Raw genomic sequence first — 22,750 nt, forward strand, 5'->3', positions numbered from 1 at the left:
CGGTCCCGGGTTGGTGTAGCTCGGCTCCGTCGTGCCGTGCGCGCCCGAGGGCCACTCAGAAGCCGATGTTGAACAGGTCGCTGGTCTCTGTCCGGGACCTCGCGGGCGTCCGCTCGACCATCGGCGGCGGAGCCGGCGTCGGCACCTTCCCGAAGACGTACAGGCCGTGCAGGGCGTTCGTGACGACGCCCAGGGGGCTGATCTCGCCGGCGGAGTGCTTCATGTCCCACGCCCACGAGTCGACGAGTTGCCGCGTCGCCGACTTCCGCAGCGCCTCGAGGAGCCGTTCGTCGCCGAGGTGCCGCATCTGTTGCGTCACCGCGGCGTCGTACAGGCGGCCGCAGGCGTTCGCCTGGTCCCGGGCGGTCATCTGCTGCGGCTCGAGCTTCACCGGCAGCCGCTCGGTGATCTCGGTGAGCAGCGACGCGCCCGGCCCGGCCGGGTTGTAGACGACGGCGACGACGTTGTGCTTCTTGACGAGCTCGCCGAACCGGGCGGGCATCCAGTCGGTGCCCTGCCGGTAGTCGATCAGCTCGAGGTGCGGGATGCCGTCCGGGCGGTAGCCGGCGACGCCGATCGCGCCGTGGGCCCGGTCCCAGGAGACCTCCCACGACAGGACCAGCCCGCCGGTGGGCGCCGATTTCGGGTCGGCGCACTTCACCCACGCGGTGAGCGGGATCTTCGACGGCTGCAGGTCCGGGACGCGCTGGCAGAGGATCTCGGTGCGGAAGATCGGCTCCGGGTCGGTCGCAAGCGCCGACCGGATCGCTTCCTCGGTCACCGTGTACCCCAGCGACGGGTTCGCGAGGGCCCACATGTCCGGGTCGTCGATCGGGCAGTCGTCGGGTGCGCTCCACTCGAACAGGCCGAGGGTCGTGTCGACGCCCTCCCGGGCCGCCGCGGCGGCAATTTCCTCAGCCTCGGCGACGACCATCCGCTCGAGGAGCGCGATCAGCTGCTCGGCGACCTCGCGGGCCTTCTCCTGCAGGTTGTTCAGCACGATCGACCGGTCGTCGCCGGCGTTGCTGAACGCGAACACCTGCGCGTTCGGGCGGGCCATCGTCGTCTTCGTGACCGCGGCCCACGACTCCCAGTTGTGGTGCTCGCGGAGCTCGTCCAAGTTGACATCGTCGGCCGACAGCGATCGGCCGCCGCGGCGGGAGGCGGCGGCGATCTTCCACCGGGTGCCGTTGTTGAGCTTCAGCGCCTTCTTGCCGTTCGTCTTGTCGACGTGCGCGACCTCGGCGGCGAGCTCGGGCACGGATTCGACGATTTCAACGGCTTTGTCCCACGATTCCTCGGCGTAGTCGAGGATTTGTGCGGTTCCGATGATCAGCTGCACCTGCAGGACGAACATCTTCCACAGGTTCTTGACCTCGACCAGGCTCGTCTTGCCGTTCTGCCGGGCCACGAGGATCAGGATCGTCCGGAACCGGAACCCGCCTGTGTACAGCTCGAGGGCGTGGATGAGTAGCCACCGCTGCCACGGGATGAGCGCGAAGCCGAGGATCTCCTCGCAGAACTTCACCGCGGAGAACCCGAGCGACGTCTCAGGGCGCAGCGCGCAGCCGCACCCGCACGGGCCGGGGCGGCCGCGTGCGAGCGGCGGTGTGTAGATCCTGGGCGTGGTCGAGCCGAGGCGCCTAGCGGTCCTTGGCTGCGTCGCGGAGGGCGGCAAGGCGACTCCCCACGGGCTTGTCGGGGTTCAGCTCGGCCCGGCCCTTCGGCGTGCCGCCCAGGTCCCGCAGGACGCCCTGCAGCTGCGGGCCGAGCCAGCCGACGGCCTTCGTCATGTCGCACTGCGCCTCGAGGGCCTTCAGCCGCTTCGTGGCGCTCTCGTCGCCGGCGAACTCGCGCTGCAGCGCGCGGAGCTCGTCAGCGCGGTCGACGGCCTCCTCGATCTGCTCGGCCATGCGGAGGGCGAGCGCTCGCAGTGCGTAGTCGGTTGGGGTGAGCCAGTCCATCGCGTCGACGGCTCCGCGGACTGCGTCGCGCAGGTCCGGCGGCCGTTCACGCTGCGTATCGGGTACGGAGGCGAGGTTTCGGCGCGGAGCCATGCATCACCCTCCGTCACTGTCTGGCCGTTACGCTGCGTAGCGTCCATGCATGGAGGGTGGATGATCATGCACCCCCAGGGGGCCGCGCGGGGGGAGAGAGCGGGGACTGGCCCGGGGGTCCTGCAAGATCGGCTCAGATTTTTTTCCGATCAAGGCCGTGACCAGGCATTATGCAGCCATCCCATCCACGCTCGTCACGACGCATGATCACAAGCCTCTGACCTGGGCTTATGCAAGGTCATCATCATCACGCATAGCCAACGCTCACTGCATAGTTATGTGTGACGTGCGGTTCCATGCATGCACGCTCCGCTACCAGTCACGGGACGTAGTGGCGGGGAAGGCGAACACGGGCGGTGACGACACGGCAGGCACAGGCTGTGACGCGCGCTCCCGGTACCACTCGTCGATCACCGCGAACATCCGCTGCGGACGCTCCCGCTTACACCGCTCACGCACCACGTCACGCCCCGGATCGACGACCTCGATGCGCGCGCCCAGCTCGAGGTAGCGCTGCATCCGGTCACGGCCTGGGCTGGAGTGGATGAGGTACACGTCCACGTTGCCGGCCAACTTGACCGCGGCCTCGATGGCTGCGGTACGCGCGGCCCGGGCCACGGTGGTCACCGCGGCAGCGTGGTCGTGCGGGTCACCGCCAGCGCCGGTGAGTGCGACGGCGAGCCGGTCGAAGTCGATGACGACGTCGCCGGGCTTGGCGTGCTCGAGGCACCAGGTGGACTTGCCGGAGGCCGGCGGTCCGATGACGACGGTGAGCGCCACGGCGGTCAGCCTCGCGGACGGTAGTGCTGCCGGTCGGGGTCGACGAGTCCGACACCGGGCCGGAAGTGGCGTGCGTCGGACCGGCCACGGCAGAAGACGTTGTGCCGGCGCAACACCCGGCACGCGAAGCGCGCGTACCAGAAGACCGGGCCGCGCTCGTACCAGACGTAGCCCAGCCAGTGGTAGGCGCCGAGCACCTTCACGTCGAAGCGGTTCAACCAGATCCGCAGCTCGTAGGCGGTCTCACCCGAGCGGGCGTGATCGTCCCAGTCCATCTCGCAGCGGACGACCCGCACGGCTCACCACTCCCTCGAGGTGTGGACCCCGGTCGTGCGGATGGCGTTGGTCACCGCTGCGCCGTTGGCCCCGCCGGCGCGGCGGTTGCAGGTGCGGTGCTCGGGCCCAGTCCAGTCGGTCCGGTCGTCGGTGTGGCCGAGATCCCACGGACGGCCCGGTTCGATCGGCTGACCGCAGCGGGCACAGTCGACCTCACCCCGGTCGACCTTCGCCGACCAGGAGGCGCGGACCGTCTTGTGCCGCAGGCCGTAGCCACGCTGACCGGTCGTGCCGCTCGAGGGCATCGGCTACTTGCCTGGGTCGCTCGGCCTGTTCGGCGACGTCCCGGCACCACCGCCGGGGCGGGTACCGGAACCACCTCCGGGCTTCTGACCCGAGACGCCGCCACCCTGACCGGGCCTACTGTTCGCCATCGCCGTCACTTCCCTGGCCTGGTGCCGCCGGGCTTGGAGTTGCCGTTGTTCCCGCCCGGGCGCGAGCCGCCGCCACCACCGGTGGAGGTCGACGAGCCGCCGGAACCGGGACGCGTGGTTGCCATCGAGGGCACGCCTCCGAGCGCTGGTCAGTTGGGCATGGTTGGTGGGCCGCTGGGGTTAGGCGGCGAGGCGGCGGTGGGAGCGCTGGGTGTTGAGCCGGGTGTGGAGCTCGGCGTCCAACACGTCGTCGATGTGGACCAGAAGGCCGCGGGTGCGCACCGTGCGGCGTTCGCCGTCCGGTGTCGTCCAGCCGCGGAGGATCCATTTCTTCACCGCGTGGAGCGAGACACCGGCGGCCTTCACGGCATCGGCTCGAGACACGAAACTGCCCACCGGGTCCACACCTCCGAAGAGCTGCAGAACACGATGGGCAGGAAGATCCGCCGCAAGCGTGACACGAGGTTGTAGACGCGTCAAGCAGACACGGGTTTCCGAGCGCTACGAAGTGGGTAGCGCCCACTCCTCGCGGTAGTCCGGGTGGTCGGCGTACGGAGCGGCTAGCAGGCGGACGTGGGCGCACCACCAGCTCGGGTAGACCTCCTCGTACCGGTCGATGTTGCACCCCTCGCAGCCAACGTACCGGGGCGCTTCGGTGAACGCCGGGCGGTGGTCCTCCTCGAACCGCGAGTTGGCGTCGAGCGGCTCCGCGAACCGCCGGTGCGGATGTAGTGCCAGCAGTGCCCGCTTCGCCTCCACCTCACGCAGGACGCGTGCCGGGTCGTGACGGGCGATGTGCCTGCCGTTGGCGTCGGCATCCACGTAGCGCGGATCGCGCATGGCGGGCATGCGGGCCGCGTAGTCGTACGTCTCGTGCTCGTAGGTCTTCAGGTTGGCGATGACCCACGCCTCGTCGTACAGCGCCCAGCCAGCCACCGAGTCGGAGCCCGGGTAGCTCCATCGCCCGCCTCCGGCAGCCGCGCGCGCCACCCGCTCGTCCTCGTCGAGGCGGGCGGCCAGAAAAGCCAGCAGATCAGTCACGCAGCACTCCTCGCTCTCTTCTGCGCTTGCCAGGCCCGCGACCGCGCGTTGTCACAAGTCCGGCATCGGCGCAGTTCGCCTTCCTTCGACTGAACGATCCGGAGGTTCTCGCCCTCAAGCGGATGACCGTGATTGCACCTCGTCTTGCGAGGCGGAATGTAGTTGCGGCCTCGGGCGACGGCGTCGGCCGTGTTCTCGCGGATCGTTCCGAGGTACAGGTGCAGCGGATTCACGCATGGCGGGTTGTCGCAGTGGTGGAGCACCCACATGCCCGGCGGAATGGGCCCATTCGCGAGTTGCCACGAGTACCGATGGGCGAGGACGCGGCCCCACCTTCCATGCCCTCGCCCGGCCGTTGGACCGGTGAACGTCCAACAGCCGCGTGCGTGAACCTTGCGGACGCTGCTCCAGAAGTCCCGCTGGAACCTAGGAGCCACGGGCCGTTCTGCCGGTGGTGTGTGGTCGAGCCAGTAGCGGTAGTGCTTAGCGCACATCCCGCGTGTCAGCTTGCCCCCACGGCCGCATTGTTCCACCGAGCACACCATGCATAGATTCTCTCATCTTCGTATGTGATGTGCACGCATGAAGAGTCACGCTGCCTCCCCTCCCTGCTGGGCAGCGTCCTCAAGGACCCAGCCCGCGTAGTCTGCCGTCTCCAACCGTGTCTTGCACCCACCGCACGACACCCCGTCCACCGACCGGCGGAGCTTCGAGCGGATACCGCAGGCTGGGCACGCCACACCGACGATCAGCTCTCCGTCGTCCCGGCCCAACCCGAGGACGCCCCGGGCGCGCCGGTGCAGGGCGGCGAGGTCCAGGACGCCCTGCCAGCCCGGCACGACCGTGGCGCCGGCCGTGCCCGGGTAGCCCCACATCTCCGCCTCGGTGACGCGGCACAGCACCTCGAGGCGCGGCGCCAGCACCCGCACAGCCTCCACCACCGCCAGGCCGTCACGGCGACGCTTCGCCCAATCCCCGACCATGGGAAGAGCAGCCGCTTCGCGGACCACGTCCTCCCACGCCGTCACCACCCACCAGATCTCCCGCTGCAGGTCGAACGCGTCCTCGTCGATCGGCAACGCCGCATCGACCTGCCGGGCGTGGGGCATCCCGTCACCGCGGGCGGACGAGCCACGCGGAATGTGCTGCTCCAAGTCCCGGTAGTCCAGCACCAGGGCGCGCACGTCCCGTTCCGCTGCCTCGAGGCACCAGAAGCACAGCGGGAACATGTCCTCGGCAGGGTTGCCGGACTCGTCACGGGCCTTGCAGTGCTGGCCGGCCATACAGATCATGTGGGAGCGCTCCCGTCGAGTTCGGTCCATGGTCTGCCGCAGAACTCGCACGTCGGCGTCCTCGGCAGTGGAGGCTGGAGCATGCCCCGGTGCCACGCTGCCGGGTCGGCGTCGTGGTGTGCGCGGCAGGCGGCCAGGAAACGCTCGTGCTCGTAATCGGTCGTCACGCCGTCCTCCTTCAAGATCGCTCCGAGCGGCGGTCCGCCAAATCGGGAGCGCTCCCGACCCTGAGGATCGCCGTCGGGAGCTCCACGCCGTCCGGCCGCCGCTCGGCCGGCCCAGCGGCGGCGAGCACTCCGGCCACGGCGGCGTGCATCCTCCGCAGCCGCTCCACCGTCTCGTCCGTCCAGCAGTACCGGGCCGCCAGCTCCGCCATCGCGTCGTCAGTCTCGCCGGCCTCGTCCGCGTCCCAGCCCACCACGATCGCGTACAGCCATGCATCGCGGCGGGACGCACCCCAGTCACGGGAGTCGAAGACCATGCAGTCGTAGACGCTCTGCAGCGCCTCGGCGAGGTCGGCGGTCACTCCGGCCTCCACGTCGACAGCTCATCCTCGGACCACTCGCCGAGGATCTCGTCACGGTGCACGTCGGCGGGCTCGTGCCCGGACGGCAGAACACACTCGGCTTCGCAGCACTCGTCGTCCGGCCAGAAGATCGCTTGAGCACCGCAGAGGGCGGTGGGGTCGACGGTCACGGTGTGCCGTCCGCTTCAACCCACGGCGAGGCCCAGGCGACCACCTCGCGCCGCTCAACGCGGGCGTGCTCACCCCAGACCGCCTCCTCGCACACGAGCTCGGCCGACCGGCGCGAGGGCTGCGGCCACGGGTCCCACGCGTGAGTCTCGATGTCGAACCGCTGGACGCGCCACTCCTCGACCCGCTCGGCGTCGTTCGGCACCAGTCGTCCAGCCCCGGCGAGGGCCGCGAGCACCCTGCGCGCAACCTCGGTTGGCGTGTCGTCGCGGACGTCGTTGGCGGCCTGGGCGACGAGTTGGACGTCGGCGTCCGTGTACCCGCTCACAGCGAGCTCTGGAACGCGGACACGGTCAGCACATCCCGCTCACGAGGGTCGAACAGACGGCGCATCACGGAGTCCAGGGTGGACGGTTCGGTGCCGGGGTCGGCGGGCTCCTCAGCGAGGAGGGTGGAGAGGCGGACGTGGGCGAGGTCGAGCAGATCAACGGGCACGGTTGTCTCCTTCGGTGAGGCCGAGCGCGGCGCCGCAGGTGCACTCGTCGCCGTCGTACAGCAGGTCGCAGCTCTGGTCGTGGAGCGGCTCGGCGGGCGTCTCGGACGGGCAGTGCTCGCCGGGTGCATGGCCGCCGCGGTCGAGGAAGATCGCGGTGCGCACCGGGTTGAGCCCGTCGCGGCGCGCGTGCTCCCGGAGGTTGTCGCTCAGGTGCTGGAGCAGCTTCGAGAAGTCAGCGCTCACGGTCTGGGGCTCCTTCGGTGAGGCCGAACTGGTCGGCGATGATGCGGATGTCCATGCAGGGCCACGGTGGTGCAACCCCGTCACGGCGGCAGCCCTGGCAGACAAGCTCGTCAGAGCCGGAGTAGGTCAGCACTGGCGTGTGCCGCTCGACAAGGACACGGAGCGCGAGCCGCTGCTTCCCGAGCACGGTGGCGGCCTTCACTGGAGCCCAGATCTCCCACGGCTGATCCAGCAGGGTCAGCAGCCGCTCATGCAGATCACCCACGGACGTCTCCTTCGATCGGAACGCCGAGGGCTCCGGCGATGACCTGGATGGTCGAGCAGGGCGAGACGGGCTCCTCCTCGGCGTACATGCCCGGGTCGCAGCCCTTGCAGATCAGCCGGACGACGTTCTCGTACAGCGGCTCCACGACGGGCGCGTGCAGCTCGACGGCGGCACGGGCGGCGGCCTCGGGCGGCGAGAGGCGGCCGTTGACATCCGCCCAGCTGTCGATCTCGGCGAGGAGGCGGGTGTGCAGTGTCTGGTCAGCCACGGCGGGCTCCGCAGTCGCAGTCGTCGCCGAGCGGCTGCTCGGCCAGCTCGTCGCGCAGTTCGTGCAACTCCCAGCCCACGAGCGCCGACGCGATGCAGCAGGCGGCGAAGAGCACCCAGCCGAGCGCGCTCACCGAGTGCCGTCCTCGGGCTGCTTGGCGGGCGACACGGAAAGATCACCGAGAGCGAGCAGACCCTTGATGTCGGCCAGATGCATGCCGTCGAGCGACACCCAGCACCGGGGGCAGGAGATCGGGCGGCCGTCCGCGTCGCCCGCGATCGGGTCGCCGCAGTAGCGGCAGGACTCGCCGACCTGCTCCGACCGTTGCCCACATGGGTGCGCCTCGGCGGCGTGGTGGCCGAGTTCGCAATCCGGGCTCAGCGTGCAGCGGTCATCAGCCACGGTCGGTCTCCTCGTTGGTCTGGTCGGACGCCGGCAGGGTGCCACCACGAGCAGGCTCGGCGTGGACCGTGCAGCCGGGGGCACGACGGCCGAGTACAGTCTCACCGCGCCCGGGCATGCCGGTCTCGACGCGCTCGCAGGTGCAGGCGGGCTGCTCGGCGGGCTCCCCGGCTTGCTCCCCAGTTAGGAGCAAGTTAGGAGCAACGACGTCGGGGGCGGGCTCCCACGGGCCGACGAGACGGGCCAGCAGTGCCCTCACCTCGGCGTTCGGGCATTGCTCGCCCGGCCGCGGCGACAGCCAGCCGTGGGCCTGACAGCCGCCGTGGTGATCGAACGAGCACTCGCCCGGGTCGACGTACTCCCGGGCGAAACGGAGCAGGACGGCCCGGTCCTCGCCCTCGGTGGCCTGGCGGAGGCCCTCGGCGACGTGCACGCGAACCTGCTCGTCGAGGTCGTCGAAGTCGATCCAGCCGCACAGCTCGCACTGCCGAACGCTGGCAAGCGCGCCGCCGCGCATCCGGATGGCCATCATGTGCGTCCGGCTGCCCGGCCGCGTGCAGTGGCTGCGGGTCGCGCCCTGGGCGGGCTGCTCAGGCTGCATCGGAACCTCCCCACTCGCGCACGAGCTCCGCCGCGCTCGACGGGTTCAGGACCGTCCCCGCGTAGCTGTCCAGCATCTCCGCGATGGCCGCAATTGTGAGCCGTTTGCCCTCGGCGACGCCCTCGGCCTTGCCGCGCTTGTAGGCCGCCTGGACGCGCGCCTCGATGTACGCCTCCCGGACCTCCGGATCGGCGAGCGCCTGGTCGCGGACGCGGGTGTGGTCGTCGGGCAGTGTGGCGAGCAGCCGGTCAGCGGCAGCCTCGTCCTCCGCTGTCAACTCCGGGGCCAACCCCATCGCACGCACCCGCTCCCACCCCGCACCGGGAGTGTGAGGAGGCAGGGGTACGCGGGGTTCGGCCGGCGTCGCCATGACGGGCTCGGTCGGGTCGGTGGTCACGTAGTGCCTCCTCGGCAGTCGGATTCGTCGACGATGTGCGGGCGTTCGAGCTTGGCGGCCATGAGCGGGCCACAGTCGGGGCCGTGCACGTCTCCGGGCTCGCGACGGCAGATCTTGCACACCTCGCCGCAGCGGGGCGTCGGGCACGGCTTCGCGTATCGGCCGTAGACCTTCGTGTTGAAGGTCGAGACGAGCTGGCTCACGTCGACCTGCTCCGGCTCGTCGCGCTCGGCGCCGCAGATCGAGCAGAAGTGCTTCGCCTCGTTCATCGCCGCCTCCCGCAGATCCAGCAGGTGCAGTTCGGGTAGAGGCTCCGGAACCACAACCGCCACACGACGACCGCACCGAGGGCGACGAGCACGGTCCCGCCGAGCATCAGCAGCGGTACCGCGACCTCCGGGCTCACCACGGCCTCCACTGCCACCACGGACGCCGAGCGGGCGGGTCGGGCTTGCACGCGGGTCGAAGCGCTTCGACCTGTTCAGCGTCCGGGCGGAGCGCGACGCGCAGCGGCACGAACACGTCGGTGATGTCGTCCACGTCGAGCCCCTGCCGAACCACCTCGGCGCGGTACGCCTCAGCGATCCTGTCCGGCTGTCCGGTGACGTCTTGGCGCGTCAGGTATGGACTCGCAGCAGCGGGACGCTCAGCGGGCTTCTCAGCGGGTTTCTCGGGCTGCCAGCGCATGGCTTCCCCGATGCCGTGGGTGGGCCAGCCACCGAACGGGTCGAAGCGTTCCCGGTTCCGCTCCATGGCCTCGAGGGTGGCGTCGATCCGGGACAGGACGTCGTCGCTCACGCGGCCTCATAGGTGGCGTCGAAGATGTCCGGCTTGCACGGGTAGAACTCGCCCTGGACACCCCGGATGATCCAGTCGCCGGGGTTCGCCGCCATGGTGCCTTCGAGGGTCTGGAGCAGCATGATCGGCGTCGAGAACCGGACCTCATTGGCGAGCGCGTGCGTGTCGCCGACCGACTTCATCCACTCGACGATGGACAGATAGCTGTCCAGGCCGGTGAACTGCACGGCCTCGATGACGACGGGCTTCTTGCGGAACTTCAGCGCCTCAGCCACGACGCTCCTCCTCTTCGGTGATGAATGGGTTTTCGCCGGCCAGCACAGCGCGGGCGAGCGCTGCCCCCCGGTGTGCTCGTTCGGCGACGACTTCGGACGGGAACCAGCGGACCTGCGGCAGGTCGGGGTCGTCGCACACGTGCGGCAGCAGCCGCCGGTCGGGCTCGAACGTGAAGCTGATCCAGCGGTAGCCCTGCTTGCTCTTGCCGTAGAGCCAGGTGAGCGGGCCATGCGCGGCGCACACCGGCCGGTCGGGCTCGTCGGGGATGTTCATCACCAGTCCGTCACCACCTTGCGCACCGCGGCCCCGTCGAGCGTCACGACGCCGCCGCCGTCGATCAGCCGCTCAACGAGCGGGTCGCCGTAGCGGGCGACGAGCAGCTCGTACGCCTGCGCCGGGTCGGGCGCCGCGTTGGTGGTGATGATCAGCCGACGCTCGTTGCCGCACCGCGCGTCCACGACCCGCTGAAGCTGCTCAAGCCACCAGTCCGTGACCCGCTCGCGCCCGAGGTCGTCGATGACGAGCAGGTCGCAGGCAACGGCGTGGTCGTATGCGGCCGGGTCGCCGTCGGGCTTCAGCGCGGCGGACAGGTCGGCGGCGGTCCAGGCGATGACCCAGTTCCGCAGGTTGTGCACGACGTTGGCGATGGCGTAGGCGGCGGTCGTCTTGCCGGTGCGCGACGGCCCGGCGAGGACGAGGGTGCGCGGCCCGCGCGTCCACCAGCCGGAGACGAGCCCGCGCGGGTCCTGGTCCGGGTAGAGGGTGTCGTACGTGGCGTCGGCGTAGCGGCTCGGCCGGCGGCGGACGTAGTTGAGGTGCCGGTTCGCGGCCTGGAGCGCGCGGATCGCCTCCATCTCGGCACGGTCGGCTTCCTCGTAGAGGTCCGGCGACGTCGCCTTCAGGTTGAGCAGTCGCTGGCGCATCGCGGTCACGGCGTTGACGGCGGCGAAGTGGGTGGCGGGTCCACCGCGGTCGGCGGAGATCTGGCTGGTCACGATGCTCCTTTGGCAACGTCTGATGCGCGGACCGAGTTGGCGAATGGGTTGCGGGCGGCGCGCTCGTCGGCGGAAAGGTCGTCGATGTGCCGGACGTTCGATGTCGGCGGGCTCGCGCTGGGTCGCTCGGAGGCGAGCCTGAGCTGGTCGTACTTCTCGCGCAGCGTCGGCATCGACAGGATGTTGGACTTCCAGAAGCCGTCTCGCTGCGACCAGGCGATGACCTGGCGGATCTCGTCGAGCGGACGACCGTCCTTGTCGATGAGTAGCCGCGCTTCGGTGCGCCACTTGTCGGTGATGGTCGGCCGCTTGGAGCCGTTCTTGACGATCCATTCGGCGAGGTACTTGCAGATCCGCTCGACGTCCTCGCGGGGCGGCTCGGGCTTCGACCGCCGAGGCTTCGCCGAGGAGGTCTCTGATTGACCTTGATTGTGTTGTTGATTGACTTCCTCTTTATTGGGGCGCGGTGTGCGCCCTGCCATGGCGCTCTCTGCGCCCTGGGGGGCTACCTCTGCGCCCTCCTGGGCCTTCCCTGCACCCTCGGGGGCTACCTCTGCGCCCTGGTCCCGAACGGCCGTGCCGCACGGGATCGTCAGGCGGTACCGCGTCCGCTCGCCCTTGAGGCGGGCGTCGTCGATCGTCGGCCGGCGCCGCTCCACCCAGCCCTCGGCCTCCAGCGCGTTCAGGTGCCGCTTGACCGTGGACTCGTTGAGCCCGGTCTCGCTGGCGAGCACCCGCAGCGAGGGCGTGAACTGCTCCGGGATCTCAGCGGTTCCGGTCTCCGCGACGTCGGCTAGGACGAACATCACCAGGCGCGCCGGGGCGACGAGCTTCGACGCCCTGACAGCCTTGGTGACCTCGAATTTCGTCGGCACCAACGCCCCTCTCGTACGAGTGTTTGACGTGAACTATGTTCGCGGGTTCAGGTCGCGGAGTCAATTCGACACGCAGGAGTGAACTGAGGTCGCGGTGTTGTTTCACGGAGTGACTCATGGGACACTCAGCGGCATGCCTGGACGCGACAACCCCCCGAAGCCGGAGGTGGCCGAACTGGACGCCGCCGCCGCCCGCTTCCGCCGCGCTGAGCAGGTCATGAAGGACCGTCGCGCCGAGCTGCATGCAGCCATCCGCGCAGCCGTCGGCCCGGAGCTGCTGAACATCTCCGAGGCTGCGAGGCGCACCGGGTATACCCGCGAGTACGTGTCGAAGATCCTCAGCGACTGAGTCACCTACGCCTCCTTCTTCTGTCGTTGCCGTTCCCGTTCTCGCTCCCGATCCCCGGGTGTCATCGCGGCCCAGATCCCGGCGAGGTCTCCGATCGGGAGCGCGTAGGCGGCGCAATGCAGGCGGGCCGCGCACCCGCGGCACACCCGTTTCGCCCGTTCCCGCTGCAGCTGCGCATCCCTGGCCCCGTGGACGGGGAACCACAGGTCTGTATCCCGGCCCTCGCAGGCTCGTGGAGGCCAGGACTCGACCCGGGGTGGCCCGGTGGACGCGATCGTGTTCACGCGGCCTCCCCGGCGATGTGGGGTGCGTCCTCGGGCAGCCCGCACAGCACCCGGCGTCGGCGGGCGATCACCTGCGGAGACTCGCCGGTGCCGGGCCGGACCGGCCTGCCGCCGAACCGTTCCACGACGAGCGCCCGGATCAGCTGCTCGCGCTCGTCGTCGTCGACCGGGCCGATCACGCCGACCTCCTCGTCAGCCCGAGCCTGCTGCGCAGCGTCCACACGTAGTCCGGTGAGCAGCGGGCGACCGCGGCGATCTCTGCCGCGGGCCAGCCGTCGGTGCGGCGGACGACCTCGAGCCGTGCCGCGGTTGTCGGCACAGCCGGATGGCCGGCGGCGAGATGCTGGACCAGGAGTTCGAGGTCACGGTCGACGGGCTCGACCGGGGGCAGCAGGCATGGCAGGGCGTCCGGGTTGTCGATGTCGTCGTCCCACGCGAACGGCGGGAACCATGACTTCTCCCGGGCGCGGCGCCGGGCGAGGTTCGCGGCGTGACCCTCCGGCGGCGGCAGCGCCTGCCACCGCTCGTACAGGTCCCGGACCAGCCGGGCCGTCTGCGCGATGACCGCGGTCCGGCGCAGCAGCCCGAAGTAGTTCGACACGGTCCAGCCGACCTCGGCCGCCTGCATGGTCAGCGACCAGCCGGCGGCCGCGAGCGCCTGCTGGCACCGGTGGGTGCCGACCGCGGGCACGACGGTCTTCGCGGCGACCTCCGCCGTCAGCGGCACGGCGAGCAGCGCGGCCGCCGTCGCCGGGCGGATGCGGCCGGTCGAGCCGTTCAGGACGTCCTGGAGCGCTTTCCGGTTGATCCCGGCGAGGGCCGCGATCTGCCGGGTGCCGAGCCCGGCCGCGCGCAGCGCCTCGGCGTGCGCGCGGGCCGGGCCCGGCTCGACGAACGGCTGCCAGCGGCCCTGCGCCGTGCGCCGGACCCGCCGCCGGTCGTACTCCCGGCGGGCCGTCCCGCACACCTCGCAGCGGCACCCGTCGAGCCGGTACCGGGCGTAGCCGTGAGGACGGTCGCTCACCGCTCCACCACCCGCAGGGACCGGGGCGTGTGCGGCTCGTGCGCGACGCGGCCGGCGGCGGTGAGGATGCCGACGTGGTCGAGCACGGCGTTCGCCTGCCGCAAGCCGACCGCCGCGGCGACCTCCCGCAGCGTCGGCGCATAGCCGTGCACCGTCCAGTAGTCGGCGATGGCGGCCACGACGCGCTCGCGGGCCAGCCGTCCGGACGGGCGCCCGTACAGCGGGACTGTGGCGGTGGCGCCGGTGTCGAGGGAACGGACCTCGTAGGTGCCGGGGAGCACGTCAGATCACGTCCTCGTCGGCGAGGTGCCGGGAGTCCATCGCCGTCACCCCGGGCTCGCCGTAGTGGAAGACCCGCAACGGGATACCCCGGTCCGACGCCAGCTCGGCGCAGTGGGTGGCGCCGCGGGACGCGTCGCGGATGAACGCCAGGCACAGGTCTGCGCCGGCGGCGACCATCAGCTCGTTACGGACCATCCCGGCCCGCTTCCCGAAGACCTTCCACTTCGCCGGGTGCCGTTCCGCGGTCACGGCGAGCGGGCCCCGGTAGTAGCGGACCCACTGGTCGGCGACCTCGTCGGCGCCGTTCGGGCACGCACCGTGCACGACGGTCATCCGCTGCACACCGGACGCGGCGAACGACGCGGCCAGGGCCTCGAGCGCTTCGCGGATCGTCTTCGCGTCGTCCCAGGTGCGCGACCCCGTTACCAAGATCCTCATGCGGCTTCCCCTTCCTGGTATGGCGTGACCGAACCGTCGTCGCCGAGCAGTACCTTCCGGCCGCCGATGAGCACCGGCTCCTTGCGCGGGTCGAAGCCCTCACGGACGAACCAGCCCATCCGCTCCGCGAACAGTGGACGGTCGTGACAGAGGTCGTGGCAGGCCCGGCACGCCCAGACGAGACAACTCAGCTGCGCCGCTTCGACCGCGGCATCGCCGTGCCGGCCTCCGCTCTTCCGGCTCACCCGATGCGACGGGTCGGTGCCACGCCCAAGGCAGCACGCCTGCCGGATCTCGCACCACTCGCCCTCGCCCGCGCGCTCCCGGAGGCGGTCACGCTGCTTCCTGGGAACGGCGGGCTTCGGCGCAGCCGTCTTCATCGGTGCCTTCCTGGTGAGCGACGACCGGGCGCCGGGCTGGACGGAGGCCGAGGCCCGCTGCATCGGCTTCCGTCGGCGCAGACCGGTCTTCGACACGAACGGCTTCTTCCGCTCGATCCGGCTCCGCTTCACGACGCCTCCCACAGCAGGCCCTGGTTGTTGACCTCGGTCAGCCACCGCAGCAACTTCGGCAGGTTCTTGTCTGGCCCGAACGCCAGATAGGTGCCATCGACGGAGTCGCAGCCGAACTGCCGGGCGATTCGGAGCCGCTCCCAGCTGTTGACGCGGCCCATGTGGACCCACTTGCCGTGGTGCTTCGCCTGGGCGGTCAGTGCGGCGGCGTGCGGGCCGAGCTTCCACGCCGTGTCGCCGCCGAGGAACAGGCAGTCGAAGGCGTCCCATGGCACGTACAGGTCCTCGAGCCCGTTCTGTGCGGCCAGGGCGACCGGGTAGCCGGCGGCGCGGATGGCCTGCAGCATCGGCAGCGAGCGGTCCAGCGTCGCTCGGGCGTCGCCGACGACGTCGGGGGCGACGACGAACCGGCACGAACGACGGTGTGGGCGCAGGCGGGCAAGCCACGTCAAGTAGGCGGCGTCGCCCGGGTACCGGCCGGCAAACACGGCATTGTCGGCGCACCACTCGCGGCCCGCAACGACCCTGTTCCCGGCGGCAGGGGTGGCGATCTGGCCGAGCAGTCCGCGGTCCATGGCGTCACACACGTTGGGTCCTGATGCGGTTGCGAAGTACCGCATTGCCGATCACCACCACGGCGATGAACGGCAACGTCACCGCCACCTTGATCACCGACTGTGTGGCCCACTGGGTCGGCGGGAAGCCGGCCAAGCTCAGGAACAGCAGCGAGTCGACGACCGCGCCGACGGTGTTCGACAGCGCCATCGAGCCAGCCAGGGTGCGCCGGCGCAGCGGCGTGTACACCGCGAAGTCCGCCAGCTCGGACACGGCGAACGCAACGCCGGAGGCGAGCGCCAGCGCCGGGCTCGACATCCACACCGAGATCAGCGCACCAGCGGCGATCGCCGCGACGACCCACCAGCGGCCGCCGACCTCCTGCAACCAGTCGCGCACCAACAGCACCAGACCTGCGGCGAACGTTCCCGCCGTTACCAAGCCGGCCACGACGCCGAACGTTGCGGTCAGCCAGTTCGCGGCCACGACCAGCACGACGAACAAGAATGCGGCGAGGTACCTCACCATCGTCTCCTCGGGAAGAACTCGGTCGCCTCCGCCGCCTGGTGGCGTGCGGCACGGACCGGATGTGGTTCAGGACGGGGTCTCGGTGCAGGGCGGGGAGGGTTGCGGATCCACGACACGAGCCGCAACCCATCGTTTTCGTCGCGAAGCCGTGCGTTCTCGGCCTCAAGAGCCTCGATCGTTTGGAGGAGCAGCCGCCTCCGGCGGAACCAGGAACGGATCACGGCGGGCTCTCGCGGGCAAGCCTGTCGGCCCAATAGAGCGCGAAGTCCCGGGCGTTGGTCACCTCGTCGTCGGCGATCAGTTCCGCAAGCCGGACCAGCAGGTAGACGAAGTCACCGGCGATGATCGGCCGGTCGGTGCCGATGATCGTGACGACCTCGGCTTTGCGCTTCTCGACGAGCCGCTTGAAGTGCGCACGGTTGGCGTTGCGGCGGTCCAGCTCGGCCTTGGCGTCCAGGTACTCGCGCGACGGCGCGACGCCCGGGTCCGGCTTCAGGTCGACGAGGTTGCTCTTCGACTTCTCGATGTGGCTGTTCACGTCGAGCTCGACCTGGATCAGGGCGCGCAGCCACAGCACCGGATGGTCGTACAGCCATCGCAGTTCGGCCGGCGCCGCGCGCTCCGCGAGGTCGCGGTCGACGTACCTCCGCGCCTGCCGAAGCGGCGCCTCGGCGATGAAGGACGGCGCGCTCACCGGGTACCTGCCTCGGCGTCGAACACCTCGGTGAGCGGGCCGTCGAGGTGCTGCAGGACGTAGAAGGAGTAGCTGCGGCCGACCAGCTCGCCGGTCGTCTCGTCGCAGGCGCGGTAGACCGGGACGCCCTCGGTGTAGTGGCTGTAGCGGTAGACGGTGCCGGAGGCGCCGCGCAGCTGCGGCTCACCTCCCGGAGCCTCGTCGAGCTTGGGCCAGGTGCGCGGCTCGCGCGGCGGGGCCATCTCCACGGTCACGGAGCCCTCGCGGTCCAGCACCGCGCCAAGCATGTGTGGGACGCTGCCGCCGTCGAGCACCCACGCGTCGGGCAGGTACGGAGAGCGCACCCACCGCGTCCCGCCGGTGAGCGCCACGGCGCCCTCGGGTACCTCGGGCAGCGTGAGGACGACAGGGCCGTCCTGCTGCGCCTTCGCCGGGCCGGGCGGCCGGAGCGAGGGTTCGGCCAGCAGGGGCCGCCAGTCGCCGGGCTGCGGGTATCCGCTGTCGCACCGGTCGCAGCCGTCGCCGAAGGGTGGTTCGTCGAGCGGCACGTTGCGGAAGGCTTCGACCTCGCCGCACAGGTGAATCCACAGCGGCACGCCGTTGAAGTCGTGGGCTTGGGCGATGCGCTCGGGTGCCGGGCCGTCCTGCTGCGGGGCGTCGGTGGCGACGAGCAGCGGGCGCCACGCGCCGGGCTTCGGGCACGCCGGGAAGCAGTAGTGCTCGCCCTCAGCCACGCCAGGCGTCGGCCCCGGCGACACGTGCCCGCAGGCGTGGATGAACAGCGGGTAGCCGTTCCCGTCGCGCGCCTGCTCGGTCCGGCCGGGCGCGGCGGCCTTGAGGCGCGCGACCTCGGCCAGCGCCTCGTCGCGCTGCTGGCGGTAGCTGTCGGCGCCCGCCTTGTACTTCTCGATCTCGACGCCGCGCTGTCGGTGCTGCTCGATCCACGTGTCGCGCTCGCCGATCAGGCGCCGCACCCCGGCTCCGATCAAGTCGAGCAGCCCGCCCTCCGGCTCCGGCTCCGGCTCGGCCTGGACGGCGGCCAACTCGTCGCGCAGGCGCTGCACCTCGGCCTCGATCCGGGCGAACAGCGGCCGAGCCGAAGCACCGAAGTAGCCGTCCTTGTGAGCCGTCGCGCCGTACTGCCGTACGAGGTCGAGCAGGTCCGGCGCGGCGTGCTTCTCGTCCTCGACGAGCGGGCGGACGTGGCCCGCGTCGATGCAGGAGAGCCCGACGTGCGGCTGTCCGCCGCAGCCGGGGCACTTCCGCGCGGGCTCGGCGGGCTGCTCGCGTACGGCAGTCACCGTGAGCGGGCCCCACGCGGCCGACAGCGTCCCGCCGCCAGCGGACGTGCCGTGCATGCCGACCTCGCCCCGGTACCGCGTGCAGATCCAGCTGAAGCCCTCCGGCTCCCAGGTGTCGTCGGCGCGGTCCCGCACGCGGGTCACGTCTTCGGGGATGGACTCCCCGGGCTGGATGACGGTGCCGATCGGGGTGCTCACTGCTTTACCTCCGGTGAGGGCTCGTGTCGGGCGCCGGCGAAGATGTCCTCGCCTCGGCGGTAGTCGGCGTACGCCTGCTGGAGTTCGGCGATGAGCTTGCTGTCGTCGAGGTCCTGTCCGGCCACGACCTTGGGCGCGGTGGTGAAGTGCTCGACGACGGGATCGGGATCGGGGGCGATCGCGAACGGCTCCGGGTCGTGCCGGAGCCGGTACCGGAGAGCGCGCAGGAACGGCGCCGGTGTGGGTGCGTCGCAGGCGAGCCAGTAGCCGACGGCGGCGACGGCAATGATCAGGAACAGGCAGCCGAGAAGGGTGTGGATCACGACACCCCGCCCATCCGGGCGTAGCCGCGCGGGAACAGCCGGATCGTCCCGGCCACGGCCAGGACCAGCTCGACCACGTACCGGCCCCGCTCCCGGCCGTCCCCGATCGCGTTGACCTCGGCCAGCAGCGCCTCGAACGCGCGCCGGTCACCGGCGGCCCGGGCCACGATCATCCGGTTGGCCCACCGCTGCGTCGGAGTCAGCTCGGTCAGCTGGGCGCCCGTCTCCTGGTTGATGTCCAGGACGCGGACCTTCCCGAACTCGGGCATGCCGTCGTTGGCGTGCTCCGCCAGCGCGTCGCACCACGCCACCAGCGCATCACCCAGGCCCGGGCCCGGGCACTCGGCGTTCAGCCGGTGCAGCAGCCGCTCGGCCTTGCCCAAGTCCTGCTCGACAGCCGCCTGCAGCACGGCGTGCGCCAGCCGGACCGGCTTGCGGTGCTGCTCGGTCACGACGCCTCCTCACGGAGCACCGCACGAGCCACCGCGATCAGCTCGGCGTAGCCGAACGCGGCGAGGAGCATCGGGTCGTACTCGATCCCCACCGCCACCTCGTCCATGGCGGCGGCGAGCGCCAGGGCGACGGGCGGGTGCATGAGGGCGGCCAGGCTGGCGTTCGCGACGCCCTCCTTCTCGTCGCCGTCCATCTGCCCGATCCAGATGGCGCCGTTCTCGGCGTACAGCTCGGTGCCGTCGGCGTCCCAGTCGCCGCCGGAGGCCTTCTCGGCGTGCTCGCGGAGCTTCGCGGCGGCACGGCGGAGCAGGTCGGCGCTCATCGGGTGGCCGCCTCTCGCGTCATGACGCTGTCGATCCAGTCCTTGGAGAACACGCCGGTCGGCCCTTCGAGCGCGAACGGCTCGACGGTCGGGACGTGCGGGATGGGCACCGAGGCGAGCGCCACCGTCTCGCGCTGGGCCGTGGTCCAGGTGAACGCGGACAGCCGGTCGGCGGCCAAGTCGTGGAAGAACTGCTCCGCCTCGACCCGGTAGCCGTCGGGGATGGGTGCGCCGAGCGGGTCGGCGTCGAACGCGAGGGTCGGGAACTCGTCGGTGCGGTACTGCTCGTACAGGGCGTGGATCTCCTGGACGTGTTCGTGTTCGTCGGCGTTGCGGAGGTCGGGCAGCGGGGCGATCGCGGCGGCGATAGCCCGGACCCGGTGCCGCTCGGCCGGGCCGCCGCCACGCCGGCGGATGACGACCACGACGGCGCCGCCGAGCACGGCCAGGCCGAGCGCGATGAGGAAGTCAGCCCACATGCGGTTTCACCTCTTCGATGAGTTCGGGGTAGCGCTCGGCGTCGAACGCCTCGATGAAGTCGGTGACGGCCTCGGGCAGCGAAATGTGCATCGGCCCGAAATGGACGGTGAAGCCGAGGTCGTCGTGCTCCCAGCCGGAGACGAACGCCTCCGTGCTGCCGACGCTGACCCGCTCCAGTCCCGGAACGACGGCGGGCAGGTAGCGGCCGATCGGGCAGTCGCAGTCGTTGTCCAGCTGGCCGCGGATCCCGAGCGCCGCCATCCGCCCGGCCACGGCACCGCTGGTGCGGCCGAGCGCGGTCAGCGCCCGCTCGACGCCTTCGGGCGTGAGGGGGTAGGTCCGGCGCAGCCCGCGAAACTGCGGGCGGGTCGCGGCGTCGTACCGGCGCCGACGGAGGTCGCGGCGACGCTTCGCGGAGGCGCTCACTGCTGCTCTTCTCCTTCACTTGCCGGGAACCGCCACACTCCGTCGGTGCAGATGGGTGCCCCGTACTCGTCGATGAGGTCGCGCATCTCTTCGAGGGCGCGGGAGCGGTCTTCTGCTCGGGCGACGGTTTCGAGGTCGGTCATCGGGTCAGCCCCCACATGCACAGTGAGCAGACGCCGAGGACGAGCACGGTGAACAGCAGCAGCTCGGCGACGCCGGCCCACGCCTGGTGGGCGGTCTTCGGCTCGACCGGCGCGGCCTTGTGGAAGCGGCACTCGTGCGCATTGACGAAGTCGAGCATTTCGTCGGCGGGCACGTCGGCTTCGAGGCCGCAGGGGCACGAGAAGCGGCTCATCACCGATCTCCCTTCAGGACTGCCCTGCCGAAGTCGTCGGTGGGCCTGTAGTAGACGAGGTGCTCGGACTCGCCCCGGGTGCGCTCTCCGGGCTGGGTCACGCGGATCCAGCCGGCGTTCAGCAGCTCCCGGAGCTTCTCGGTGACCCGCATCCCGGAGACCCGGTCGAACGCGGCCTTGGCGGAGGGCTCGTAGTAGACGCGTCCCGCCTCGGTGATGGCGTGCATGAGCGCTCGCCGTCGGGGCGTGACGGCAAGACCGTTAACGATCTGGGTCACCCGGCACCGCCCGCGCGCCTCGTGCCGTCCGGGAACGGCAGCTGCTGCCGCTTCGTCCAGCGGCGCTCGCCGTCCGAGCACTCGATGTCCGCCCATGAGCCCGACTTGCTGACACGCGTGACGACCATCGAGACGCCGGACCAGACCAGGCGGTCGCCCTTCTTGACCGTGTCCACGTAGGTCGGGTCGGGCGCGAGGGCGAAGCTCCGCGCCGACCTCTCGGGCTTGTCGCCCTCTGCGGGAAGGATGATCGTCCACGGCCCGCCGAGCAGCCCGTAGGCGGCCCAGTCGCAGCCGCGCGTGTTCGTCGGCGGCTTCGCGAGCGCACCCAGCTCGCGGCCGATGCAGTGCTGGCCGATCGCGGCCGGGTCGGCCCCAGCGGCGATGAAGTCCTGAGCGTTCGCGACGTCGCCGCAGTTCGGGCAGATGAACGCCCACAGCTTCGGGTCGTCGCCGAACCGCTCGCGGGCGGCGTCACAGAGTTCCTGCTGGGTCAGCGTTCGGACCATCGTGAGGGCGCTCACCGGGCACCGTCCTTGAGGAGGGCGTCGAGCTCGGCGTCGAAGTCGAGCTTCTCGGCGCCGTACGGCACTGCTCGGGTGGTGGCGGCGAGGAACGCGTCGATGTGGGCGCGGACGATCTTGATTTCGGCTTCGCCTTCGGGGCTGACGAGCCGGAGGATCGTCCACATGCCGTCGACGTCGACGCGGACGTCGTGGGTGCCGGGGACGCGCCTGGCGAGGACGTCCCGGGCGAAGAACCACGTGGTGTGGTCCTCGATGAAGGTGATGAAGACGTGGAAGGGCCGGTCGGTGTCGTAGGCCAGGTCGATGTGGCCGCGGACGGGCTCGACGTCGACGGTGCCGGCGAAGGAGACGCGGCGGGTGATGACGGCCATCTCAGGCCACCTCGTCGGGCACGCGGAGCAGACTCGTGGAGGCGGGCTTGAGCAGCGGCTGGCAGACCCACTCGACGTCCTCGACGGTCTCGGTGACGGTGACCTTCGGGACGGCGGCGAGGGCGGCCGGGTCGGGGACCTCCTTGGTGACCTCGCGGGTGCCGGTGACGACCCGCTCGCACACCTCGTTCCGCTCGGCGTAGGCGGCGAGGACGACGCCGGAGAACCGGCGCCAGACCGCGAACTCGAAGTCGGTGCTCTTCTCGGCGCGGCCCATGGCCCGGGCGATGTCGGCGAGCTTGGTGCGCTGGTCGCGGCTGTCGGAGCGGTTCGTGGGGTCGACGCAGTGCGTGTAGATCGAGAACGACGGGACGTAGCGCCCGCCGACGTACGAGCTCATGTTCGGCAGCGGCACCTCGGGGTGCTCGGCGAGGAAGTCGGCGATCTGGTGCAGGCCCTCGATGAAGGCCTCGCGGTCGTCCGTGGTCATCTCAGCTCTCCAGGAGGGACGCGACTCGGGGGCCGTGGACGATGAGGTCGTAGTCGTCGCCGAGGACCTCGCGGAGGCGGTCTTCGGCGGCCGGGAGGGGCTCGTCGTCGGGCGTGTACGGCTCGGCGTCGTCGCCGGGCGCGAGGACGGCGACGGGGGCGAGGCAGGTCACCATGAGCCGGCGGGTGCCGTCCCAGGGGCTGTAGCCCTCGCCGTCCCAGGCGGCGCCGGTCAGGCGGCTGGTGAACGCCCACAGGGCGCTGTCGCGGGAGACGCGGGCGGAGCCGGTGTTGCCGTACGGCTCCCGTTCGACGACGAACCAGAGGGGCTTGTCGCCGGTGCCGAGGGTGCGGTCGAGGAAGGTCATCGG

Annotated in this window: 50 protein-coding genes; 1 reads left to right on the forward strand and 49 read right to left on the reverse strand. The window is 70.8% G+C overall.

The window, feature by feature from the left end; all coding sequences use genetic code 11:
• Positions 1 to 55 precede the first annotated feature (55 nt).
• From ACQP1P_RS38615 to ACQP1P_RS38745, 27 genes are all read right to left on the reverse strand, one after another.
• Entirely contained in the window at positions 56 to 1,528 is a 1,473-nt protein-coding gene (locus ACQP1P_RS38615) for a hypothetical protein (protein WP_433078885.1), read from the reverse strand.
• 115 nt (positions 1,529 to 1,643) lie between these two features.
• Positions 1,644 to 2,057, reverse strand: coding sequence for a terminase small subunit (locus ACQP1P_RS38620; protein WP_433078887.1), 414 nt, complete (start codon positions 2,055 to 2,057; stop codon positions 1,644 to 1,646).
• 312 nt (positions 2,058 to 2,369) lie between these two features.
• On the reverse strand, positions 2,370 to 2,837 hold the full coding sequence (locus ACQP1P_RS38625; RefSeq protein WP_433078889.1) for an AAA family ATPase: 468 nt from the start codon (positions 2,835 to 2,837) through the stop codon (positions 2,370 to 2,372).
• A gap of 5 nt (positions 2,838 to 2,842) precedes the next feature.
• The gene (locus ACQP1P_RS38630; protein WP_433078891.1) at positions 2,843 to 3,133 is read right to left on the reverse strand and encodes a hypothetical protein; all 291 of its coding nucleotides are present in this window, start codon (positions 3,131 to 3,133) and stop codon (positions 2,843 to 2,845) included.
• A 3-nt stretch (positions 3,134 to 3,136) separates the two neighbouring features.
• Positions 3,137 to 3,418, reverse strand: a complete 282-nt coding sequence (locus tag ACQP1P_RS38635) for a hypothetical protein (protein WP_433078893.1) — start codon at positions 3,416 to 3,418, stop codon at positions 3,137 to 3,139.
• A gap of 309 nt (positions 3,419 to 3,727) precedes the next feature.
• Complete coding sequence (locus tag ACQP1P_RS38640; RefSeq protein ID WP_433078895.1) at positions 3,728 to 3,883, reverse strand: hypothetical protein; 156 nt, start codon at positions 3,881 to 3,883, stop codon at positions 3,728 to 3,730.
• Between the two features lie 165 nt (positions 3,884 to 4,048).
• Positions 4,049 to 4,588 (reverse strand): DUF6221 family protein, encoded by a 540-nt coding sequence (locus tag ACQP1P_RS38645; protein ID WP_433078897.1) that lies wholly within the window; start codon positions 4,586 to 4,588, stop codon positions 4,049 to 4,051.
• A complete protein-coding gene (locus ACQP1P_RS38650) occupies positions 4,585 to 5,133 on the reverse strand; it encodes an HNH endonuclease signature motif containing protein (RefSeq protein ID WP_433078899.1) in 549 nt (182 codons plus the stop codon). Before ACQP1P_RS38650 ends, ACQP1P_RS38645 begins: the two co-directional genes overlap by 4 nt.
• Before the next feature lie 45 nt (positions 5,134 to 5,178).
• Positions 5,179 to 5,880: a hypothetical protein gene (locus ACQP1P_RS38655; protein WP_433078901.1), complete on the reverse strand. Its 702-nt coding sequence runs from the start codon at positions 5,878 to 5,880 to the stop codon at positions 5,179 to 5,181.
• A gap of 178 nt (positions 5,881 to 6,058) precedes the next feature.
• Entirely contained in the window at positions 6,059 to 6,418 is a 360-nt protein-coding gene (locus tag ACQP1P_RS38660) for a hypothetical protein (RefSeq protein ID WP_433078903.1), read from the reverse strand.
• The gene (locus tag ACQP1P_RS38665) at positions 6,403 to 6,576 is read right to left on the reverse strand and encodes a hypothetical protein (protein ID WP_433078904.1); all 174 of its coding nucleotides are present in this window, start codon (positions 6,574 to 6,576) and stop codon (positions 6,403 to 6,405) included. Before ACQP1P_RS38665 ends, ACQP1P_RS38660 begins: the two co-directional genes overlap by 16 nt.
• Positions 6,573 to 6,902: a hypothetical protein gene (locus ACQP1P_RS38670; protein WP_433078906.1), complete on the reverse strand. Its 330-nt coding sequence runs from the start codon at positions 6,900 to 6,902 to the stop codon at positions 6,573 to 6,575. Before ACQP1P_RS38670 ends, ACQP1P_RS38665 begins: the two co-directional genes overlap by 4 nt.
• Positions 6,899 to 7,069, reverse strand: a complete 171-nt coding sequence (locus tag ACQP1P_RS38675) for a hypothetical protein (protein ID WP_433078908.1) — start codon at positions 7,067 to 7,069, stop codon at positions 6,899 to 6,901. The genes ACQP1P_RS38670 and ACQP1P_RS38675 overlap by 4 nt, the downstream gene beginning before the upstream one ends.
• Positions 7,059 to 7,313: a hypothetical protein gene (locus tag ACQP1P_RS38680; protein ID WP_433078910.1), complete on the reverse strand. Its 255-nt coding sequence runs from the start codon at positions 7,311 to 7,313 to the stop codon at positions 7,059 to 7,061. Before ACQP1P_RS38680 ends, ACQP1P_RS38675 begins: the two co-directional genes overlap by 11 nt.
• Entirely contained in the window at positions 7,303 to 7,578 is a 276-nt protein-coding gene (locus ACQP1P_RS38685) for a hypothetical protein (RefSeq protein ID WP_433078912.1), read from the reverse strand. Before ACQP1P_RS38685 ends, ACQP1P_RS38680 begins: the two co-directional genes overlap by 11 nt.
• A complete protein-coding gene (locus ACQP1P_RS38690) occupies positions 7,571 to 7,846 on the reverse strand; it encodes a hypothetical protein (RefSeq protein ID WP_433078914.1) in 276 nt (91 codons plus the stop codon). The genes ACQP1P_RS38685 and ACQP1P_RS38690 overlap by 8 nt, the downstream gene beginning before the upstream one ends.
• Positions 7,839 to 7,979: a hypothetical protein gene (locus ACQP1P_RS38695; protein ID WP_433078916.1), complete on the reverse strand. Its 141-nt coding sequence runs from the start codon at positions 7,977 to 7,979 to the stop codon at positions 7,839 to 7,841. Before ACQP1P_RS38695 ends, ACQP1P_RS38690 begins: the two co-directional genes overlap by 8 nt.
• Complete coding sequence (locus tag ACQP1P_RS38700; RefSeq protein ID WP_433078918.1) at positions 7,976 to 8,248, reverse strand: hypothetical protein; 273 nt, start codon at positions 8,246 to 8,248, stop codon at positions 7,976 to 7,978. The genes ACQP1P_RS38695 and ACQP1P_RS38700 overlap by 4 nt, the downstream gene beginning before the upstream one ends.
• Positions 8,241 to 8,849 carry a hypothetical protein gene (locus tag ACQP1P_RS38705; protein WP_433078920.1) on the reverse strand — a complete coding sequence of 203 codons (609 nt, stop codon included), beginning with the start codon at positions 8,847 to 8,849 and terminating at the stop codon, positions 8,241 to 8,243. The genes ACQP1P_RS38700 and ACQP1P_RS38705 overlap by 8 nt, the downstream gene beginning before the upstream one ends.
• On the reverse strand, positions 8,839 to 9,246 hold the full coding sequence (locus tag ACQP1P_RS38710; RefSeq protein ID WP_433078921.1) for a hypothetical protein: 408 nt from the start codon (positions 9,244 to 9,246) through the stop codon (positions 8,839 to 8,841). Before ACQP1P_RS38710 ends, ACQP1P_RS38705 begins: the two co-directional genes overlap by 11 nt.
• A complete protein-coding gene (locus tag ACQP1P_RS38715) occupies positions 9,243 to 9,515 on the reverse strand; it encodes a hypothetical protein (protein WP_433078923.1) in 273 nt (90 codons plus the stop codon). The genes ACQP1P_RS38710 and ACQP1P_RS38715 overlap by 4 nt, the downstream gene beginning before the upstream one ends.
• Complete coding sequence (locus tag ACQP1P_RS38720) at positions 9,512 to 9,652, reverse strand: hypothetical protein (RefSeq protein ID WP_433078925.1); 141 nt, start codon at positions 9,650 to 9,652, stop codon at positions 9,512 to 9,514. Before ACQP1P_RS38720 ends, ACQP1P_RS38715 begins: the two co-directional genes overlap by 4 nt.
• Entirely contained in the window at positions 9,649 to 10,044 is a 396-nt protein-coding gene (locus ACQP1P_RS38725; protein ID WP_433078926.1) for a hypothetical protein, read from the reverse strand. The genes ACQP1P_RS38720 and ACQP1P_RS38725 overlap by 4 nt, the downstream gene beginning before the upstream one ends.
• Positions 10,041 to 10,319, reverse strand: a complete 279-nt coding sequence (locus ACQP1P_RS38730; RefSeq protein WP_433078928.1) for a hypothetical protein — start codon at positions 10,317 to 10,319, stop codon at positions 10,041 to 10,043. The genes ACQP1P_RS38725 and ACQP1P_RS38730 overlap by 4 nt, the downstream gene beginning before the upstream one ends.
• Positions 10,312 to 10,593: a hypothetical protein gene (locus ACQP1P_RS38735; protein ID WP_433078930.1), complete on the reverse strand. Its 282-nt coding sequence runs from the start codon at positions 10,591 to 10,593 to the stop codon at positions 10,312 to 10,314. The genes ACQP1P_RS38730 and ACQP1P_RS38735 overlap by 8 nt, the downstream gene beginning before the upstream one ends.
• The gene (locus ACQP1P_RS38740; protein WP_433078932.1) at positions 10,593 to 11,315 is read right to left on the reverse strand and encodes an ATP-binding protein; all 723 of its coding nucleotides are present in this window, start codon (positions 11,313 to 11,315) and stop codon (positions 10,593 to 10,595) included. Before ACQP1P_RS38740 ends, ACQP1P_RS38735 begins: the two co-directional genes overlap by 1 nt.
• Positions 11,312 to 12,190, reverse strand: coding sequence for a helix-turn-helix domain-containing protein (locus ACQP1P_RS38745; protein ID WP_433078934.1), 879 nt, complete (start codon positions 12,188 to 12,190; stop codon positions 11,312 to 11,314). Before ACQP1P_RS38745 ends, ACQP1P_RS38740 begins: the two co-directional genes overlap by 4 nt.
• Before the next feature lie 133 nt (positions 12,191 to 12,323).
• Here ACQP1P_RS38745 and ACQP1P_RS38750 point away from each other — a divergent pair, with 133 nt between their 5' ends.
• Complete coding sequence (locus ACQP1P_RS38750) at positions 12,324 to 12,539, forward strand: hypothetical protein (RefSeq protein WP_433078936.1); 216 nt, start codon at positions 12,324 to 12,326, stop codon at positions 12,537 to 12,539.
• 5 nt (positions 12,540 to 12,544) lie between these two features.
• On the opposite strand, the gene ACQP1P_RS38755 is transcribed toward ACQP1P_RS38750, so the two are convergent.
• The 22 genes from ACQP1P_RS38755 to ACQP1P_RS38860 form a co-directional block, all read right to left on the reverse strand.
• Positions 12,545 to 12,868 carry a WhiB family transcriptional regulator gene (locus ACQP1P_RS38755; RefSeq protein WP_433078938.1) on the reverse strand — a complete coding sequence of 108 codons (324 nt, stop codon included), beginning with the start codon at positions 12,866 to 12,868 and terminating at the stop codon, positions 12,545 to 12,547.
• A complete protein-coding gene (locus ACQP1P_RS38760) occupies positions 12,820 to 13,002 on the reverse strand; it encodes a hypothetical protein (protein ID WP_433078940.1) in 183 nt (60 codons plus the stop codon). Before ACQP1P_RS38760 ends, ACQP1P_RS38755 begins: the two co-directional genes overlap by 49 nt.
• Entirely contained in the window at positions 12,999 to 13,847 is an 849-nt protein-coding gene (locus tag ACQP1P_RS38765; protein ID WP_433078942.1) for a hypothetical protein, read from the reverse strand. Before ACQP1P_RS38765 ends, ACQP1P_RS38760 begins: the two co-directional genes overlap by 4 nt.
• Positions 13,844 to 14,128, reverse strand: coding sequence for a hypothetical protein (locus ACQP1P_RS38770; RefSeq protein WP_433078944.1), 285 nt, complete (start codon positions 14,126 to 14,128; stop codon positions 13,844 to 13,846). The genes ACQP1P_RS38765 and ACQP1P_RS38770 overlap by 4 nt, the downstream gene beginning before the upstream one ends.
• Position 14,129: 1 nt before the next feature.
• Positions 14,130 to 14,567 (reverse strand): SLOG family protein, encoded by a 438-nt coding sequence (locus ACQP1P_RS38775; protein WP_433078945.1) that lies wholly within the window; start codon positions 14,565 to 14,567, stop codon positions 14,130 to 14,132.
• Entirely contained in the window at positions 14,564 to 15,079 is a 516-nt protein-coding gene (locus ACQP1P_RS38780; RefSeq protein ID WP_433078947.1) for a hypothetical protein, read from the reverse strand. Before ACQP1P_RS38780 ends, ACQP1P_RS38775 begins: the two co-directional genes overlap by 4 nt.
• Positions 15,076 to 15,654, reverse strand: coding sequence for a hypothetical protein (locus ACQP1P_RS38785; protein ID WP_433078949.1), 579 nt, complete (start codon positions 15,652 to 15,654; stop codon positions 15,076 to 15,078). Before ACQP1P_RS38785 ends, ACQP1P_RS38780 begins: the two co-directional genes overlap by 4 nt.
• A gap of 4 nt (positions 15,655 to 15,658) precedes the next feature.
• On the reverse strand, positions 15,659 to 16,162 hold the full coding sequence (locus ACQP1P_RS38790; protein WP_433078951.1) for a VUT family protein: 504 nt from the start codon (positions 16,160 to 16,162) through the stop codon (positions 15,659 to 15,661).
• Positions 16,163 to 16,379: 217 nt separating this feature from the next.
• Positions 16,380 to 16,856: a hypothetical protein gene (locus tag ACQP1P_RS38795; protein WP_433078953.1), complete on the reverse strand. Its 477-nt coding sequence runs from the start codon at positions 16,854 to 16,856 to the stop codon at positions 16,380 to 16,382.
• Positions 16,853 to 18,355 (reverse strand): hypothetical protein, encoded by a 1,503-nt coding sequence (locus ACQP1P_RS38800; RefSeq protein ID WP_433078955.1) that lies wholly within the window; start codon positions 18,353 to 18,355, stop codon positions 16,853 to 16,855. Before ACQP1P_RS38800 ends, ACQP1P_RS38795 begins: the two co-directional genes overlap by 4 nt.
• Positions 18,352 to 18,678, reverse strand: a complete 327-nt coding sequence (locus ACQP1P_RS38805) for a hypothetical protein (RefSeq protein WP_433078957.1) — start codon at positions 18,676 to 18,678, stop codon at positions 18,352 to 18,354. The genes ACQP1P_RS38800 and ACQP1P_RS38805 overlap by 4 nt, the downstream gene beginning before the upstream one ends.
• The gene (locus ACQP1P_RS38810; protein WP_433078959.1) at positions 18,675 to 19,130 is read right to left on the reverse strand and encodes a hypothetical protein; all 456 of its coding nucleotides are present in this window, start codon (positions 19,128 to 19,130) and stop codon (positions 18,675 to 18,677) included. Before ACQP1P_RS38810 ends, ACQP1P_RS38805 begins: the two co-directional genes overlap by 4 nt.
• Positions 19,127 to 19,453: a hypothetical protein gene (locus ACQP1P_RS38815; protein WP_433078961.1), complete on the reverse strand. Its 327-nt coding sequence runs from the start codon at positions 19,451 to 19,453 to the stop codon at positions 19,127 to 19,129. The genes ACQP1P_RS38810 and ACQP1P_RS38815 overlap by 4 nt, the downstream gene beginning before the upstream one ends.
• Positions 19,450 to 19,932 (reverse strand): hypothetical protein, encoded by a 483-nt coding sequence (locus tag ACQP1P_RS38820; protein ID WP_433078963.1) that lies wholly within the window; start codon positions 19,930 to 19,932, stop codon positions 19,450 to 19,452. Before ACQP1P_RS38820 ends, ACQP1P_RS38815 begins: the two co-directional genes overlap by 4 nt.
• Positions 19,922 to 20,359: a hypothetical protein gene (locus ACQP1P_RS38825; protein WP_433078965.1), complete on the reverse strand. Its 438-nt coding sequence runs from the start codon at positions 20,357 to 20,359 to the stop codon at positions 19,922 to 19,924. Before ACQP1P_RS38825 ends, ACQP1P_RS38820 begins: the two co-directional genes overlap by 11 nt.
• Entirely contained in the window at positions 20,356 to 20,502 is a 147-nt protein-coding gene (locus tag ACQP1P_RS38830) for a hypothetical protein (RefSeq protein ID WP_433078967.1), read from the reverse strand. Before ACQP1P_RS38830 ends, ACQP1P_RS38825 begins: the two co-directional genes overlap by 4 nt.
• Positions 20,499 to 20,714: a hypothetical protein gene (locus ACQP1P_RS38835; RefSeq protein ID WP_433078969.1), complete on the reverse strand. Its 216-nt coding sequence runs from the start codon at positions 20,712 to 20,714 to the stop codon at positions 20,499 to 20,501. Before ACQP1P_RS38835 ends, ACQP1P_RS38830 begins: the two co-directional genes overlap by 4 nt.
• On the reverse strand, positions 20,714 to 20,941 hold the full coding sequence (locus ACQP1P_RS38840; RefSeq protein WP_433078971.1) for a hypothetical protein: 228 nt from the start codon (positions 20,939 to 20,941) through the stop codon (positions 20,714 to 20,716). Before ACQP1P_RS38840 ends, ACQP1P_RS38835 begins: the two co-directional genes overlap by 1 nt.
• Before the next feature lie 47 nt (positions 20,942 to 20,988).
• A complete protein-coding gene (locus tag ACQP1P_RS38845) occupies positions 20,989 to 21,516 on the reverse strand; it encodes a VVA0879 family protein (RefSeq protein ID WP_433078973.1) in 528 nt (175 codons plus the stop codon).
• Positions 21,513 to 21,890, reverse strand: a complete 378-nt coding sequence (locus ACQP1P_RS38850; protein ID WP_433078975.1) for an SsgA family sporulation/cell division regulator — start codon at positions 21,888 to 21,890, stop codon at positions 21,513 to 21,515. The genes ACQP1P_RS38845 and ACQP1P_RS38850 overlap by 4 nt, the downstream gene beginning before the upstream one ends.
• 1 nt (position 21,891) lies before the next feature.
• Complete coding sequence (locus tag ACQP1P_RS38855) at positions 21,892 to 22,380, reverse strand: hypothetical protein (protein ID WP_433078977.1); 489 nt, start codon at positions 22,378 to 22,380, stop codon at positions 21,892 to 21,894.
• A gap of 1 nt (position 22,381) precedes the next feature.
• Positions 22,382 to 22,747: a hypothetical protein gene (locus ACQP1P_RS38860; protein WP_433078979.1), complete on the reverse strand. Its 366-nt coding sequence runs from the start codon at positions 22,745 to 22,747 to the stop codon at positions 22,382 to 22,384.
• Positions 22,748 to 22,750 lie beyond the last annotated feature (3 nt).

Source organism: Dactylosporangium sp. CA-052675 (assembly GCF_050947935.1).
In the GTDB taxonomy this organism is placed as follows: Bacteria; Actinomycetota; Actinomycetes; order Mycobacteriales; family Micromonosporaceae; genus Dactylosporangium.

What these genes read in the sequence shown, in the direction of transcription:
- ACQP1P_RS38775 (WP_433078945.1), bottom strand. Translation starts at nt 14,567, where the DNA reads ATGAGGATCTTGGTAACGGGGTCGCGCACCTGGGACGACGCGAAGACG.
- ACQP1P_RS38620 (WP_433078887.1), bottom strand. Translation starts at nt 2,057, where the DNA reads ATGGCTCCGCGCCGAAACCTCGCCTCCGTACCCGATACGCAGCGTGAA.
- ACQP1P_RS38715 (WP_433078923.1), bottom strand. Translation starts at nt 9,515, where the DNA reads ATGAACGAGGCGAAGCACTTCTGCTCGATCTGCGGCGCCGAGCGCGAC.
- ACQP1P_RS38835 (WP_433078969.1), bottom strand. Translation starts at nt 20,714, where the DNA reads ATGAGCCGCTTCTCGTGCCCCTGCGGCCTCGAAGCCGACGTGCCCGCC.
- ACQP1P_RS38785 (WP_433078949.1), bottom strand. Translation starts at nt 15,654, where the DNA reads ATGGACCGCGGACTGCTCGGCCAGATCGCCACCCCTGCCGCCGGGAAC.
- ACQP1P_RS38850 (WP_433078975.1), bottom strand. Translation starts at nt 21,890, where the DNA reads ATGGCCGTCATCACCCGCCGCGTCTCCTTCGCCGGCACCGTCGACGTC.
- ACQP1P_RS38860 (WP_433078979.1), bottom strand. Translation starts at nt 22,747, where the DNA reads ATGACCTTCCTCGACCGCACCCTCGGCACCGGCGACAAGCCCCTCTGG.
- ACQP1P_RS38735 (WP_433078930.1), bottom strand. Translation starts at nt 10,593, where the DNA reads ATGAACATCCCCGACGAGCCCGACCGGCCGGTGTGCGCCGCGCATGGC.
- ACQP1P_RS38650 (WP_433078899.1), bottom strand. Translation starts at nt 5,133, where the DNA reads ATGGTGTGCTCGGTGGAACAATGCGGCCGTGGGGGCAAGCTGACACGC.
- ACQP1P_RS38750 (WP_433078936.1), top strand. Translation starts at nt 12,324, where the DNA reads ATGCCTGGACGCGACAACCCCCCGAAGCCGGAGGTGGCCGAACTGGAC.
- ACQP1P_RS38820 (WP_433078963.1), bottom strand. Translation starts at nt 19,932, where the DNA reads ATGTGGGCTGACTTCCTCATCGCGCTCGGCCTGGCCGTGCTCGGCGGC.
- ACQP1P_RS38705 (WP_433078920.1), bottom strand. Translation starts at nt 8,849, where the DNA reads ATGCAGCCTGAGCAGCCCGCCCAGGGCGCGACCCGCAGCCACTGCACG.
- ACQP1P_RS38830 (WP_433078967.1), bottom strand. Translation starts at nt 20,502, where the DNA reads ATGACCGACCTCGAAACCGTCGCCCGAGCAGAAGACCGCTCCCGCGCC.
- ACQP1P_RS38855 (WP_433078977.1), bottom strand. Translation starts at nt 22,380, where the DNA reads ATGACCACGGACGACCGCGAGGCCTTCATCGAGGGCCTGCACCAGATC.
- ACQP1P_RS38655 (WP_433078901.1), bottom strand. Translation starts at nt 5,880, where the DNA reads ATGATCTGTATGGCCGGCCAGCACTGCAAGGCCCGTGACGAGTCCGGC.
- ACQP1P_RS38840 (WP_433078971.1), bottom strand. Translation starts at nt 20,941, where the DNA reads ATGCACGCCATCACCGAGGCGGGACGCGTCTACTACGAGCCCTCCGCC.
- ACQP1P_RS38815 (WP_433078961.1), bottom strand. Translation starts at nt 19,453, where the DNA reads ATGAGCGCCGACCTGCTCCGCCGTGCCGCCGCGAAGCTCCGCGAGCAC.
- ACQP1P_RS38635 (WP_433078893.1), bottom strand. Translation starts at nt 3,418, where the DNA reads ATGCCCTCGAGCGGCACGACCGGTCAGCGTGGCTACGGCCTGCGGCAC.
- ACQP1P_RS38790 (WP_433078951.1), bottom strand. Translation starts at nt 16,162, where the DNA reads ATGGTGAGGTACCTCGCCGCATTCTTGTTCGTCGTGCTGGTCGTGGCC.